This is a genomic window from Pseudomonas sp. GW-45, from assembly GCF_056896675.1.
This window is the reverse complement of the sequence record NZ_CM167674.1, coordinates 732,654-746,833: the sequence shown is the minus strand read 5'-3', so window position 1 is coordinate 746,833 and position 14,180 is coordinate 732,654. Positions and strand designations below refer to the sequence as shown.

The following is a 14,180-nucleotide window of genomic DNA, read 5'->3' as shown; positions in this document are numbered from 1 at the left end:
CCGCTTGTGTGTATAATCGCCCCTTTTCTCAAGTGATGCCCAGCGTATATCCCATGGCCAAGAAACTCTTTATCCAGACCCACGGTTGCCAGATGAACGAGTACGACAGTTCTCGTATGGCAGACCTGCTCGGCGAGCACCAGGCAATGGAGCTAACCGACCGCGCAGAAGACGCAGACGTCATTCTGCTCAACACCTGCTCGATCCGCGAGAAGGCACAGGAAAAGGTGTTTTCCCAATTGGGTCGCTGGCGTCCGCTGAAAGAGAAAAACCCTGATTTGATCATCGGCGTGGGCGGCTGTGTGGCTAGCCAGGAAGGCGATGCGATCCGCAAGCGCGCGTCTTACGTGGATGTAGTTTTCGGCCCACAAACGCTGCACCGCCTGCCTGAGATGATCAACGCCGCTCGGACCACACACAAACCTCAGGTTGACGTGAGCTTTCCGGAAATCGAGAAGTTTGACCGCTTGCCAGAGCCCCGCGTGGATGGCCCAACGGCCTTCGTCTCCATCATGGAAGGCTGCAGCAAGTACTGCAGCTTCTGTGTGGTGCCCTATACCCGCGGTGAAGAAGTCAGCCGACCCTTTGACGACGTCCTGGCCGAGGTTATTCACCTGGCTGAGAACGGCGTGCGTGAGGTTACTCTGCTGGGCCAGAACGTGAATGGCTTCCGTGGCGCAACCCATGAGGGCAGTGTGGCCGACCTGGCAGACCTGATCCGTGTGGTAGCCGCAATTGATGGCATCGACCGCATTCGTTACACCACCTCGCACCCGTTGGAATTTTCGGACAGCCTGATTCAGGCCCACGCCGAAGTGCCGGAATTAGTGAAGTATCTGCACCTTCCAGTGCAATCTGGCTCTGACCGGGTATTGGCCGGCATGAAGCGCAACCACACGGCGCTGGAGTACAAGTCACGAATTCGCAAGCTGAGAGCGGCAGTACCAGACATCATTCTGAGCTCGGATTTCATCATCGGTTTTCCCGGTGAAACTGACCGTGACTTCGAGCAGACCATGAAATTGGTCGAAGATATTGGCTTCGACTTCTCCTATTCCTTTATCTACAGCTCACGCCCGGGCACCCCAGCTGCCGATCTGCCGGACACCACCCCGGATGAAGTCAAGAAGCAGCGCCTGCAGATACTGCAGACCCGGCTGAACCAGCAGGGCTTTGAGAACAGCCGCCGCATGGCCGGTACCACCCAGCGCATTCTGGTGACCGACTACTCGAAGAAGGACCCTGGCATGCTGCAGGGCCGTACCGAGCACAACCGTATTGTTAATTTCCGCAGCAATAACCCGCAGCTGATTGGCCAGTTTGTCGACGTGCTTATCGATGAAGCACTGCCCCACTCGCTGCGCGGCACACTGATCAGCGAGACGCTGCATTAACGCCATTTATCCTGCACACTGCAGTGATCTGTCTGACTCCGGCGCTCGGCTTCCGACCGCCGGAAAATGGCAGTGCTTTGCAGGGTTAAATTTGCGCGCTATTCTGTCGTTTCATCCATGCCATCTGGCGACCTACGGACTATTTTGAACGCACCTCTACATATCCATCGTTTCAGTATCGAACCCGTTGACCCCCGGCGCTTTGCCGCCCTTTGCGGTCAGTTCGACGACAATCTCCGTCTTATTGAACAGCGCCTCGGCATTGAAGTACGCAATCGCGGAAACCACTTTGAGCTGATTGGTGAGGAAACCCTCACCCGCTCCGCCGAGGCCGTGCTGCGTCAGCTGTACCGCGAAACGCGCGACAGCAAGGACCTCAGCCCCGATACCGTGCATCTGTTTCTGCAGGAATCCGGCCTCGAGAACCTGAGCGAAGCGCTAAACAGCAGTAGTGACCACAAACCGGTGATTCTGCGTACGCGGCGCATGACTATTCAGCCGCGTGGGCCAAACCAGCAAAGCTATGTGCGCTCGATTCAGCAACACGACATCAATTTTGGCGTTGGTCCTGCCGGCACTGGCAAGACATATTTAGCGGTAGCCTGCGCGGTAGATGCGCTGGAGCGTGAGCAGATCAGCCGAATCCTGCTGGTACGCCCAGCGGTAGAAGCTGGCGAAAAACTGGGTTTTCTACCTGGCGATCTAGCGCAGAAAATCGACCCCTATCTGCGCCCGCTGTACGACGCGCTCTACGAGATGCTCGGGTTTGAGCAGGTCACCAAGCTGCTTGAAAAGCAAGTTATTGAAGTCGCGCCACTGGCCTACATGCGCGGCCGCACGTTAAATAATTGTTTTATCATTCTGGATGAAAGCCAGAACACCACGCTGGAACAGATGAAAATGTTCCTCACGCGTATTGGTTTTGGCTCTACCGCAGTGATCACCGGCGACATCACCCAGGTGGATCTACCGCGCGGTACCAAATCCGGTCTGAGCCACGTTATTGACGTACTCAAAGATGTACCCGGTATCGGCTTCACCCACTTCCTGTCCAAGGACGTAGTGCGCCACCCACTGGTGCAGCGCATTGTAGAAGCCTACGACCGTTTTGAAACGCAGCAGGAAATCGAGCGCCAGGAGCGCAAAAATGAGCATTGAGCTCGATATTCAGCGCGCCTCCGATGCGCCCGATCAACCAGACGACGACAGTTTTTTACGCTGGGTCGGGCTGGCATTGGGTGCCGGTACCGACCGTGAACTGACGATTCGCTTGGTAGATATAGACGAAGGCCAGAGTCTCAACCATACCTATCGCGGCAAAGACTACGCCACCAACGTACTGTCCTTTCCCGCCGACCTGCCCCCTGAACTTGACCTACCGCTACTCGGCGACCTGGTGGTTTGCGCTCCAGTGGTTGCCCGCGAGGCAACCGAACAGCACAAGCAGCTAAACGCCCACTGGGCACATATGGTCATACACGGTTGCTTGCATTTACTGGGTTACGACCATATTGACGACGCCGAAGCAGACGAAATGGAAGCCCTGGAGCGCGAACTGCTTGCGCAACTTGGCATTGCTGACCCCTATCTAGACGATGATGAGTAAGGATCAATGAGCGAAGATCGATCGACCAATGGACACAAGTCCTGGCTGGACAAGCTAGTCCAGGCTTTTGTCCATGAACCCAAGAACCGCCAGGAACTGCTTGAGCTGCTTCGCGAAGCGCACGCCAACGAAGTTCTGGATATCGAGGCCCTGTCGATTATCGAAGGTGCCCTGCAGGTCAGTGACATGCAGGTACGGGACATCATGGTTCCGCGCTCCCAGATGACCACCATCAAAGCCAGCCAAACCCCGCGTGAGTTCTTGCCTGAAGTCATTGAAGCAGCGCACTCGCGCTTCCCAGTGACCGGCGAGAGCATTGACGACGTGCTCGGCATTTTGTTGGCCAAAGACTTGCTGCCACTGTTGCTTGAAGACCACATGGAACGCTTTAACATCAAGGATATTCTGCGCCCAGCCACCTTTGTGCCGGAGTCCAAACGCCTGAATGTGCTGCTCAAGGAATTTCGCGCTACGCGCAATCACATGGCGGTGGTGATTGATGAGTACGGCGGCGTATCCGGACTGGTGACGATTGAAGACGTGCTCGAACAAATCGTCGGCGACATCGAAGATGAGCACGATGTGGACGAAGACAGTCAGATCAAGCCGTTGCCCAGTGGCGATTACCTGGTCAAGGGGCTGACGCCAATCGAAGAGTTCAATGAGCACTTTGAAACCAGTTTCCCGGATGAAGAGTTCGATACCGTCGGCGGTCTGGTAATGAACGCGTTCGGCCACCTGCCCAAGCGCAATGAAGTGGTCGAGCTGGATGGCTTCCGCGTGCGCGTGTTGAACGCTGATAGCCGCCGCGTGCATCTGCTGCGGGTCACGCTGGTCAACACCTAAGTAAACCTAAGGAACGGCATGTCTCTGCCTACTGCTTTGCTGGTCCGGCTACGCGGCCCCGGCCTGATCGGTCACGTGATCGCTCTGCTGGCCGGTGCGCTCAGCACGCTGTCATTTGCGCCCTACAATCTGTGGCCGCTCGGCATGCTTTCAGCGGCCTTACTCTACCAAGGGTTACAACAGGTCAATGGCAAACAGGCCGCCTTGCGCGGCGGCGCCTGGGGCTTGGGCCTGTTCGTCTCGGGCGTGTCCTGGATCTACATCAGTATTCACCTGCACGGCAACGCCTCACCGCTGCTAGCGGGCATCCTGACCGGCGGATTGGAGCTGATTCTATCGCTGTTCTTCGCGCTAATGGCATGGGTTTGGGTACGCTTTTTTCGCAACCACAGCCCCTGGCTTGGCAGCCTTGGCTTCGCCGCTATTTGGGTCGCACAAGAAGTATTCCGCAGCTGGTTTTTGACGGGATTCCCCTGGCTGTACCATGGTTACGCGCATACCCAGACTTGGCTTAGTGGCTGGGCGCCGATTGGCGGTGTGTGGCTGTTGGGCGGCATTTCGGTATTTATCGCCTGCCTGCTCAGCGAATGGCGTCTGGTGCGCCGCCCTCTACAGGCCGGCTTGGCTGTAGCGCTGGTGGCCGCACTCTGGCTTGCCGGGTATGGCCTCAAGCAAGTGGACTGGACGCATTCTAAAGGCAAGCCACTGAGCGTGAATCTGGTGCAGGCCAATATCGAGCAATCCCGCAAATGGGATCCGGACTACATCACCCATACTCTTTCGCTTTATCGCGACCTGACCTACGCACAACCGGCTACCGACCTGGTGGTTTGGCCGGAAACCGCGGTTCCCGTACTGCAGAGTCAGAGCCAGTACTTTGTCGATGGCATTGCCGCCAATTTGGCAGAGCGCGGCAGCACTCTGATCACCGGGATTCCCGTTGATGATATGCAGCCTGACGGGATGAAAATCTATAACGGCATCATGGTCGGCGGCAGCGACCCGCAGAGCGAATACCTGAAACAGAAGCTGGTGCCCTTCGGTGAATATGTACCACTGGAAGATCTGTTGCGCGGCTTGATCGATTTCTTCAACCTGCCGATGTCGAGCTTCAGCCGAGGCCCGGCAGATCAACAACCGCTACGCGCGGCTGGTTATAACCTTGCGCCGCTGATTTGTTATGAAGCCGTCTACCCCGACTTTGCCGCCAAACTGGCAGCCAAGAGCGATCTACTGATCACCATCAGTAACGACAGCTGGTTTGGCAGTTCCATCGGCCCATTGCAACACTTACAGATGGCGCAGATGCGCGCGATTGAAAGCCAGCGCTGGATGATCCGGGCGACCAACAATGGCGTTACTGCACTGATCGACCAATATGGCCAGATTCGCACCCGGATACCGCAGTTCCAGCAAGAGGTACTGATCGGCGAAGTACAGCCCATGCAAGGGCTCACGCCCTACCTACGCTGGCGCAGCGCGCCTCTCGGCCTGCTGGTCGTGTTAACGCTGCTGGTTTGTGTGCTGCAGCGCAGGCGGCAGCACACCCGGTAAAGAAACGTGGGAATCCAGAGTTATGAGTATCTGCCAGAGCAACGTCAGATCCTCCTGACTCAAACCCTGCAACTCCAGCTCGGTAACGCCTCCACCTTGGTAGTCAGCGAGCCATTGCCGGGTATATGCCATGTCCAACGCCTGATCAAGGCGGCGCAGAATGCGACCGTATGCACAGTCCCTCTGTCGGGTTGCCAATGTCTCAGGTGTTCTCCAGCTCATGCATACCTCCATCAGATGATTGTCAGATCGGCTCCCTCCCAGGGTCGCGCAGCCTTGTGTCTCCATCTGAGGATAGACCCGCAGCGCAACGCGCAAGGTCCTCGGCGACGAATGGCATATGACTACCTGTGACAAGCTTGGTGGTGTATCCTGCCCCATTACTTTTTCGCCGCTATTCGGCATCAACCGCCCAAACGAGCCTTCAGACCCACGCCATGCAAGAACAGTATTCACCGAGTGACATAGAAGCCGCCGCACAGACCGACTGGGACAACGCTGAGGCGTTCAAGGTTACCGAAACACCCGACCAGGACACTTTCTACTGCCTATCGATGTTTCCCTACCCCAGTGGCAAGCTGCACATGGGGCATGTGCGCAACTACACCATCGGTGATGTGATCGCGCGCTATCAGCGCATGCAGGGTAAAAACGTGCTGCAGCCCATGGGTTGGGATGCGTTTGGCATGCCCGCGGAAAACGCGGCGATGAACAACAATGTTGCCCCCGCCAAGTGGACCTACTCCAATATTGACTACATGCGCACCCAGCTGAAAAGTCTGGGGCTGGCCATCGACTGGTCACGCGAGGTCACTACCTGCAAACCCGACTATTACCGTTGGGAGCAATGGCTGTTCACCAAGCTGTTTGAAAAGGGCGTGATCTACCGTAAAAACGGCACAGTGAACTGGGACCCGGTCGACCAGACCGTGTTAGCTAACGAGCAGGTCATCGACGGCAAGGGCTGGCGCTCCGGCGCCTTAATCGAAAAACGCGAAATCCCCATGTATTACTTCGCGATCACCGATTACGCCGAGGAGCTACTCAGCTCGCTGGACGATCTGCCGGGCTGGCCCGAGCAGGTCAAGACCATGCAGCGCAACTGGATTGGTAAATCAGTCGGGATGGAAGTGCACTTCCCCTATGACACTGCCAGCATCGGCGAAGAGGGCAAGCTCAAGGTCTTTACTACTCGCCCAGACACCCTAATGGGCGCCACCTACGTTGCCGTTGCCGCAGAACACCCGCTAGCCACACTGGCAGCGAAGAACGACAGCAAACTGCAAAGCTTTATTGACGAATGCAAGCGCGGCGGCGTAGCCGAAGCCGACATCGCCACCCAGGAAAAGAAAGGCCTGCCTACCCCGCTGTTCGTCAAACATCCACTGACCGGTGAGAAAATGCCGGTATGGGTCGCCAACTACGTGCTCATGACCTACGGCGAAGGCGCTGTAATGGCCGTGCCTGCGCATGATGAGCGTGATTTCGAATTTGCCAGCAAGTTTGACCTACCCATCAAACCCGTCATCCGCACCTCCGCCGGCGACAGCACACCTGCGCCTTGGCAGGATGCGTACGGCGAGAAAGGCGAGCTGATCAACTCCGAAGAGTTCGATGGGATGGATTTTGCCAGTGCCTTCACCGCCATCGGCGATGTACTGGAACAGAACAGTCTCGGCGTGCCGCGCACTCAGTTCCGTCTGCGCGACTGGGGTATCAGTCGTCAGCGCTACTGGGGCTGCCCGATTCCAATCATTCATTGCCGCACTTGTGGTGATGTACCGGTACCGGAAGATCAGTTGCCCGTCGTGCTGCCGGAAGACGTGGTACCCGATGGCGCCGGTTCGCCGCTGGCCAGAATGCCCGAATTTTATGACTGCAGCTGCCCCAAATGCGGCGCCGCAGCCAAGCGTGAAACCGATACCATGGACACCTTCGTGGAAAGCTCCTGGTATTTTGCCCGCTACGCCTCACCGCACTACGAGCAGGGCATGGTTGATCCCAAGGCGGCCAATCACTGGCTACCAGTAGATCAATACATTGGTGGTATCGAACACGCCATTTTGCACCTGCTGTACGCCCGCTTCTTCACCAAGCTAATGCGTGACGAAGGCTTGATCGAAGCCAGCGAGCCATTCAAGAACTTGCTGACGCAGGGCATGGTGATTGCCGAAACTTACTACCGCCTGGAAGCCAACGGCAGCAAGAGCTGGTTCAACCCAGCCGATGTGGCTGTCGAGCGCGATGCCAAGGGCAAAATTCTCACTGCCAAGCTGGAAAGCGACGGCCTGCCGGTGGTCATCGGTGGCATCGAAAAAATGTCAAAGTCGAAGAACAACGGCGTAGACCCGCAATCCATGATCGAGCAATACGGCGCCGATACCTGCCGGCTGTTCATGATGTTCGCCTCTCCGCCGGACATGAGCCTGGAATGGTCCGACTCCGGGGTAGAAGGCGCTTTCCGCTTCCTGCGCCGCGTCTGGCGCTTGAACCACGCCTATGCCAACAATGGCGGCCCAGCTGGCAAGCTTGATTTGAGCAGCCTTAGCGACGAGCAAAAAGCCATCCGCCGCGCCATCCATCTGGCTATCAAGCAAGCCAGCCAGGATATTGGCCAGCATCACAAGTTCAACACCGCCATCGCCGCGGTAATGACGCTGATGAACGTGCTTGAAAAGGCACCGCAAAGCAGCGAGCAAGATCGTGCATTGCTGCAGGAAGGCTTGGAAACGGTTGCGTTGTTGCTGGCACCCATTGCCCCGCATATCTGCCACAGCCTCTGGCAAGCGCTAGGTCACAGTAATGCGGTTATCGATGCACGCTGGCCTCAGCTAGATGAAAGCGCGCTGACCCAGGACACCCTGCAACTGGTTATTCAAGTGAACGGCAAGCTGCGCGGTCATATCGACGTTGCTGCCGACACTAGCCGTGATGCCATTGAGGCTGCGGCACGAGACAACGAAAATGTACAGCGCTATACCGAAGGCCTGACGATCCGTAAAGTGATCGTGGTGCCGGGTAAGCTGGTTAATATAGTCGCCAATTGATTCATGCAACGGAGAGCTAAGATGTCCCTGAACACACCTCGCCTGCTGCTGAGCTGCGCCTTATTGGGCGCGGCTCTGCTCGCCTCCGGCTGCGGCTTTCAACTGCGCGGCACTGGCGTTGACAACGTCGACCTGAACGAGCTGGATGTGACTGCCCGCAACCGCTACGGCCAGACCTATCAGCAAGTGCTCGAAGCACTGGAAATTGACGGCGTGCGCGTTAGCTCGACTGCACCCTATCAGCTGCAATTACTGGAAGAGTCTGTTGGGCGTCGCGCCGTCAGCTACACCAGCCGGGCAACTCCCGCAGAGTATGAGCTGACCAGCGACCTGACCTTTCAAATTGCCGACCGCCAAGGTCGCTCACTGGTCGGTCCGGAAACCTTGAATACGCGTCGCACCTACGTCAACGACAAAGACAACATCATCGGCACCACCGAAGAAGAGGAGCTGTTGCGTAGCGAGATGCGCGGTGACCTGACGCGGCAACTGCTGTTCCGTCTGTCTAGCCTGACTGAGAGCGAACTGTCTGCTCGCGAGCAGACCCTCGACGAACAGCAGACGCCATAACCCTATGAAGCTGAACGCGGCGCAACTGCCACGCCAGCTCAAGGAAGGCTTGGCACCGGTATACGTGGTGAGCGGCGACGATCCGCTGCTCACCGGCGAGGCTGAAGATCTGATCCGCAAGGCCTGCCGCACCGCCGGTGCCGAAGAGCGACAGGTATTTCACGTCGACCGTAGCTTCGACTGGTCCCAGCTATACGAAGCTAGTCATAGCCTGTCACTGTTCGCACAGCAACGCTTGCTGGAACTGCGCCTACCCTCAGGTAAACCTGGCGATACGGGCGCCAAAGCCTTGCTCGGCTATCTAGAGCAGCCGCCCGACGACACCACACTGCTGGTCAGCCTGCCCAAACTCGATGGTACGAGTATGCGCAGTAAGTGGGCCAAGGCACTGGTCGAGCATACAGACAGCCGTTTTGTGCAGATCTGGCCTATAGAGGCCCACCAATTACCCAGCTGGATGCGCGATCGACTCGCGGCCGCCGGCATTCAAGCCAGCCCGGACGCATTGGAACTGCTGTCTGCGCGGGTGGAAGGCAACCTATTGGCTGCTGCGCAAGAGATAGAGAAGCTTAAACTATTTAGCTCCAGCGGCACCCTGGAGCTAGACACCGTGCAACAGGTCGTCGCCGACAGCGCCCGTTTTGACGTATTTAACCTCTCTGATGCCATGCTGCTGGGCAAGCCGCAGCAGGCGCTGCGGATTTTGCAGGGGCTCAAGGGCGAAGGTGTAGAGGCACCCGTGGTGCTTTGGGCGCTGACCCGCGAGCTGCGCACCTTAGCTAGCATGGCGCAGGACACTGCGCGTGGCATACCGCTTGAAAAAGTGTTTTCCAGCCAACGCCCACCGGTCTGGGATAAACGCAAGCCGGTAATGAAAGGTGCGCTGGAGCGCCATCCCGCGAGCGCTTGGGAGCACTGGCTTGGCGAAGCGCAGACAGTGGATGAACAGATTAAAGGGCAAGCGCTCGGCTCACCCTGGGACGGCTTAGCGCGCATTCTGGTAGAAGCAGCAGGTGTACGTCTAGCGCTCTGAGGCTAGGCCTCGGTGAGTCATCGATCTCTCAGCGAAGCAGCAACAGCGGACACTGCGTATTGCGTAACATGCCAGTGGTCGTGCTGCCGACGAGAAACTGACGAATGCGTGAGTGCCCGTAAGCCCCCATCACTATCAAGTCGATATTTTCGTCGCGCTGATATGCCAATAACACTGACTCAACTTCACCATCACGCAGTGCCGTGGTCACTTGCAAGCCTGCCTGTTGCAGGTGCTGCTGCGCCGCGTTAAGCGCGTTTCTGGCATCCTCGTTATCGCTGCCGACCATCAGTAGATGAATCGACAATCCGGCAAATAGCGGACTCTCCGCCAACAGTTCCAGCCCTTTGCGAGTACTAGGGCTGTTATCGAAAGCCAGCATCAGGCTGCGTGGCAAGCTGAACTCACCCGTAGTGACCAAAATAGGCCGGTGCAAGGTGCGGATCACATTTTCCAGATGACTGCCGACATGCCGCGCCAGCGAATCGCTGACCTCACCCTGGCGTCCCATCACCAGTAGCCGAATTTCGCCTTCCAGCTCGCGCAGAGTGTCCACCAATTCGCCATGCCGCTGACGCGTTAACGGCGACTCAACACCGTCGGTTCGGACCCGTCGCGCCGCCGCCTCAAGCAAAGACTTACCCTGCTCGCGCAACAGTCGCCCGCGCTTCTCATCCAGCTCAGCCAGCTCGACCAACAGATGCTCCCGGCTGCCCAACCCGATATTTCCGGAGAGATCAGAGTGCGCAGGAGACTGGCTGTGATCTAGCACATGCAGCAACTCCAGCGGTGCCTGTAGACGCTGACTAGCCCAGGCGGCGTAATCACACACTGTGACCGCAGCGCCCGAGCCGTCAATACAAGCCACTACTTTGGGGTGGTCGCTCATCTGCTACATCTCCTTACTGTTATCGGGGTAGCGCGGATCAATGCCCTATCAACTGATCAACGGCGTCCGGCTTGTCGTGCACGCCAAAGCGGTCAACGATAGTAGCGCTGGCATCATTCAAACCGATCACCACCACCTCAGTACCTTCACGACGGAACTTGAGCACTACTTTGTCCAGCGCGCCAACCGCGGTGATGTCCCAGAAGTGCGCGCGGCTAAGGTCAATAGTCACCTTATCAAGCACTTCCTTGAAATCAAAGCCGGCGGTGAATTTGTCGGCGGAGCTGAAAAACACCTGCCCGATCACCTGATAACGCCGCTCTAAACCGTCTGAGCTGGCTTCGCTGGAGATATACATAAAGTGGCCAATTTTATTGGCAAAAAACAGCGCAGCCAGCAACACTCCGGCCAGCACACCATAGGCAAGGTTATGCGTGGCGACCACCACCGCCACCGTGGTGACCATGACGATATTGGTCGATAGCGGATGCTTGCGCAGGTTGCGCAGCGAATCCCAGCTAAAGGTACCGATGGACACCATGATCATTACCGCCACCAGCGCGGCCATAGGTATCTGGCCAACCCAGTCGCTCGCGAAAACCACCATTAACAACAGCACTACGCCAGCCACGAAGCAAGACAGGCGCGTGCGGCCACCTGACTTAACGTTGATCACCGACTGACCAATCATCGCGCAACCCGCCATACCGCCAAGCAGACCAGAGCCGATATTGGCAATCCCCTGCCCTTTACACTCACGATTTTTATCGCTGTTGGTATCGGTCAAGTCATCAACAATGGTCGCGGTCATCATCGACTCGAGCAGGCCGACCACAGCCAAGGCTGCCGAGTAAGGCAGTATGATCAACAACGTATCCAGGTTCAGCGGCACATCGGGCCAAAGGAAGATAGGCAGCGTGTCGGGCAGCGCACCCATGTCCGAAACAGTGCGAATATCCAGCCCAAGGTAGATAGCGACGGCCGTCAGCGACAGGATGCAGACCAGTGGTGAAGGGATCACCTTGCCGATCTTGGGTACATAAGGAAACAGGTAAATCACGCCCAAACCCGCAGCAGTCATGGCGTACACATGCCATGTCACATCAGTTAGCTCCGGCAATTGCGCCATAAAAATCAAAATAGCCAAGGCATTAACGAAACCGGTGACCACTGAACGCGATACAAAGCGCATCAACGACCCCAAACGCAGATAACCCGCGCCTATCTGCAATACCCCGCACAGAATGGAGGCTGCCAACAGATATTCCAGACCGTGATCTCGCACCAGAGTGACCATTAACAGCGCCATGGCCCCGGTCGCCGCGGAGATCATGCCAGGACGGCCGCCAGTGAAAGAAATCACGACGGCAATACAGAAGGACGCGTACAGACCCACTTTGGGGTCCACGCCAGCGATGATGGAGAAAGCGATAGCTTCAGGGATCAGCGCCAGCGCAACTACCAGGCCAGACAGCAGGTCGCCGCGCACATTGGAAAACCACTGCTGGCGAACGGATTCGATCAAAGTCATAGATTATTTCTGCCGGTTCTATATAGCTAATTAACTGCCCTGTGCGGGCGACTGCCGCCTTGCTCTACGCGCAAGCCAATAGGTCTGCGTAGCCTAGCGGTAATATTGACGTGCTGTTTGTCCGCAAACAAAAGTACGGATTACGCAAACAACGAACCTAAGGTGGCGTAACGCCGCTGGGGCACAACATCGATTGTCCGTTATTCAACTGGGGGAGAAGGCCGCAAACTCTAGCACAATGCCGCTATGCGGGCCACCGCACAGCCCTGCTACGCTTTATTGCATAGGGCTAGCAGGAACCTTCGCGCGCCAGTATCCTCAAAGGCAGAGAACAAGAATGCGCCACCGCATTCGGTGCCAGACCGCTTCCAGGAATTAACGCATGCGCCATCCGTTTCACCGCCGCACCGGTATTCATTTGCTCGCCTCCGCCAGCCTGTTCTGTCTGACTGCTTGCGCAGACACGCCAGCCATTGCTGAAGCAGAGCCTGCCAAACCCACCACTCTTCAAACTGCTGCACAGGTGATGGTAGATCCTGTCGTCATGGTGCGTAGCTTTGATGACTGGCGCGCCGATTTTCGCGCCGAGGCGTTAGCGCAGGGGATTGATCCACAACTATTTGACCGGGCGTTCGCTGGTGTCACACCGGATCCTGATGTGATCAAGGCCGACCGCAGCCAACCGGAATTTTCCCGTCCGGTATGGACGTATTTGGAAGGCGCCTTATCCGACCAGCGTGTCTCCAGCGGCCAACGTAAGCTCGACGAACAGCGCACGCAGCTGGACCGTATCGAGCAGCGTTACGGCGTGGATAAACACATTCTGGCCGCGATCTGGGGTCTGGAGAGCAACTTTGGTCAGAACATGGGTAACCGTCAGGTAATTCGTTCGCTGGCCACCTTGGCCCATGAAGGTCGTCGCCCGACTTTTGCTCACGATCAATTGCTCGGCGCCATGGATATCCTCCAGCACCGCGACATCGAGCCCGAGCGAATGCTGGGCTCTTGGGCAGGCGCCATGGGGCAGACCCAGTTTATTCCCACCACTTATAACCAGTACGCGGTGGATTTCGATCAGGATGGTCGTCGTGATATTTGGTACAGCGCGCCCGATGCCTTAGCCTCCGCCGCACACTACTTGCAGCAATCTGGCTGGCAAACTGGCCAACCGTGGGGCCAAGAGGTCAAGTTACCCAAAGACTTTGACTACGCCTTGGCTGACAGCAGTATCCGCAAGCCGATGCAGCAGTGGGCAGAGCTTGGCATTACCGACGCCAAGGGATCATCATTGCCCGCCAGCTTGAGCGAGCAGTCAGCCGCGCTACTATTGCCTGCAGGCCATCGTGGCCCGGCCTTTCTAGTGCTGAATAACTTCCGTTCGATCATGCGCTACAACAATTCAACCAGTTACGCCCTGGCTATTGGGTTGCTGTCTGAGCGCTTCCAGCGCGGCGGCCAAGTACTCGGCAGCTGGCCTACCGAAGATAGACCCTTGTCGCGCAGTGCACGCACCGAGCTGCAAACGCTATTGAGCGAGCAAGGTTTTGAACCTGGTGGTATCGACGGCATCATTGGTGCCAATACTCGCAGCGCCATACGGCGCATACAACAGCAGCTGAACTGGCCGGCTGATGGCTACCCCACACCTGAACTGCTGGAGCAGCTTCGACGCCTGTAGGTAACTCTGCAGGCGCACCAAAGCCAGCTTAC

12 protein-coding genes are annotated in these 14,180 nt (G+C 57.2%); 9 read left to right on the top strand and 3 right to left on the bottom strand.

Annotated features, from left to right (window positions below; translation table 11 throughout):
• Window positions 1–53 precede the first annotated feature (53 nt).
• From miaB to lnt, 5 genes are all read left to right on the top strand, one after another.
• Entirely contained in the window at window positions 54–1,394 is a 1,341-nt protein-coding gene (gene miaB / locus AC1XYH_RS03295; protein ID WP_483325239.1) for a tRNA (N6-isopentenyl adenosine(37)-C2)-methylthiotransferase MiaB, read from the top strand.
• Between the two features lie 144 nt (window positions 1,395–1,538).
• The gene (locus AC1XYH_RS03290; RefSeq protein ID WP_483325238.1) at window positions 1,539–2,552 is read left to right on the top strand and encodes a PhoH family protein; all 1,014 of its coding nucleotides are present in this window, start codon (window positions 1,539–1,541) and stop codon (window positions 2,550–2,552) included.
• Complete coding sequence (gene ybeY, locus AC1XYH_RS03285) at window positions 2,542–3,000, top strand: rRNA maturation RNase YbeY (protein WP_483325237.1); 459 nt, start codon at window positions 2,542–2,544, stop codon at window positions 2,998–3,000. The genes AC1XYH_RS03290 and ybeY overlap by 11 nt, the downstream gene beginning before the upstream one ends.
• 6 nt (window positions 3,001–3,006) lie before the next feature.
• Window positions 3,007–3,846: an HlyC/CorC family transporter gene (locus AC1XYH_RS03280; RefSeq protein ID WP_483325236.1), complete on the top strand. Its 840-nt coding sequence runs from the start codon at window positions 3,007–3,009 to the stop codon at window positions 3,844–3,846.
• 18 nt (window positions 3,847–3,864) lie between these two features.
• Complete coding sequence (gene lnt / locus AC1XYH_RS03275; protein ID WP_483325235.1) at window positions 3,865–5,400, top strand: apolipoprotein N-acyltransferase; 1,536 nt, start codon at window positions 3,865–3,867, stop codon at window positions 5,398–5,400.
• Here the strand turns inward: lnt and AC1XYH_RS03270 are convergent.
• Window positions 5,350–5,622 carry a hypothetical protein gene (locus AC1XYH_RS03270; protein ID WP_483325234.1) on the bottom strand — a complete coding sequence of 91 codons (273 nt, stop codon included), beginning with the start codon at window positions 5,620–5,622 and terminating at the stop codon, window positions 5,350–5,352. The genes lnt and AC1XYH_RS03270 overlap by 51 nt on opposite strands.
• A 215-nt stretch (window positions 5,623–5,837) precedes the next feature.
• On the opposite strand from AC1XYH_RS03270, the gene leuS reads away from it, so the two are divergent.
• The 3 genes from leuS to holA are packed head-to-tail and all read left to right on the top strand — an operon-like array spanning window position 5,838 to window position 10,050.
• A complete protein-coding gene (gene leuS / locus AC1XYH_RS03265; RefSeq protein WP_483325233.1) occupies window positions 5,838–8,447 on the top strand; it encodes a leucine--tRNA ligase in 2,610 nt (869 codons plus the stop codon).
• Window positions 8,448–8,468: 21 nt separating this feature from the next.
• Entirely contained in the window at window positions 8,469–9,017 is a 549-nt protein-coding gene (locus AC1XYH_RS03260) for an LPS-assembly lipoprotein LptE (protein ID WP_483325232.1), read from the top strand.
• 4 nt (window positions 9,018–9,021) lie between these two features.
• The gene (gene holA, locus AC1XYH_RS03255) at window positions 9,022–10,050 is read left to right on the top strand and encodes a DNA polymerase III subunit delta (RefSeq protein WP_483325231.1); all 1,029 of its coding nucleotides are present in this window, start codon (window positions 9,022–9,024) and stop codon (window positions 10,048–10,050) included.
• A 28-nt stretch (window positions 10,051–10,078) separates the two neighbouring features.
• Here the strand turns inward: holA and AC1XYH_RS03250 are convergent, their stop codons facing one another.
• Together AC1XYH_RS03250 and AC1XYH_RS03245 are read right to left on the bottom strand one after the other, a co-directional pair.
• Window positions 10,079–10,939: a universal stress protein gene (locus tag AC1XYH_RS03250; protein ID WP_483325230.1), complete on the bottom strand. Its 861-nt coding sequence runs from the start codon at window positions 10,937–10,939 to the stop codon at window positions 10,079–10,081.
• Between the two features lie 37 nt (window positions 10,940–10,976).
• A complete protein-coding gene (locus AC1XYH_RS03245) occupies window positions 10,977–12,470 on the bottom strand; it encodes a SulP family inorganic anion transporter (RefSeq protein WP_483325229.1) in 1,494 nt (497 codons plus the stop codon).
• Window positions 12,471–12,852: 382 nt separating this feature from the next.
• Between AC1XYH_RS03245 and AC1XYH_RS03240 the strand changes: the two genes are divergently transcribed.
• Complete coding sequence (locus AC1XYH_RS03240; RefSeq protein WP_483325228.1) at window positions 12,853–14,148, top strand: lytic murein transglycosylase; 1,296 nt, start codon at window positions 12,853–12,855, stop codon at window positions 14,146–14,148.
• The last annotated feature ends 32 nt before the right edge of the window (window positions 14,149–14,180 follow it).

Bases quoted from the DNA above. Each gene is read 5' to 3' on its own strand.
- miaB (WP_483325239.1), top strand. From the start codon at position 54: ATGGCCAAGAAACTCTTTATCCAGACCCACGGTTGCCAGATGAACGAG.
- ybeY (WP_483325237.1), top strand. From the start codon at position 2,542: ATGAGCATTGAGCTCGATATTCAGCGCGCCTCCGATGCGCCCGATCAA.
- AC1XYH_RS03280 (WP_483325236.1), top strand. From the start codon at position 3,007: ATGAGCGAAGATCGATCGACCAATGGACACAAGTCCTGGCTGGACAAG.
- lnt (WP_483325235.1), top strand. From the start codon at position 3,865: ATGTCTCTGCCTACTGCTTTGCTGGTCCGGCTACGCGGCCCCGGCCTG.
- AC1XYH_RS03270 (WP_483325234.1), bottom strand. From the start codon at position 5,622: ATGAGCTGGAGAACACCTGAGACATTGGCAACCCGACAGAGGGACTGT.
- leuS (WP_483325233.1), top strand. From the start codon at position 5,838: ATGCAAGAACAGTATTCACCGAGTGACATAGAAGCCGCCGCACAGACC.
- AC1XYH_RS03260 (WP_483325232.1), top strand. From the start codon at position 8,469: ATGTCCCTGAACACACCTCGCCTGCTGCTGAGCTGCGCCTTATTGGGC.
- holA (WP_483325231.1), top strand. From the start codon at position 9,022: ATGAAGCTGAACGCGGCGCAACTGCCACGCCAGCTCAAGGAAGGCTTG.
- AC1XYH_RS03250 (WP_483325230.1), bottom strand. From the start codon at position 10,939: ATGAGCGACCACCCCAAAGTAGTGGCTTGTATTGACGGCTCGGGCGCT.
- AC1XYH_RS03245 (WP_483325229.1), bottom strand. From the start codon at position 12,470: ATGACTTTGATCGAATCCGTTCGCCAGCAGTGGTTTTCCAATGTGCGC.
- AC1XYH_RS03240 (WP_483325228.1), top strand. From the start codon at position 12,853: ATGCGCCATCCGTTTCACCGCCGCACCGGTATTCATTTGCTCGCCTCC.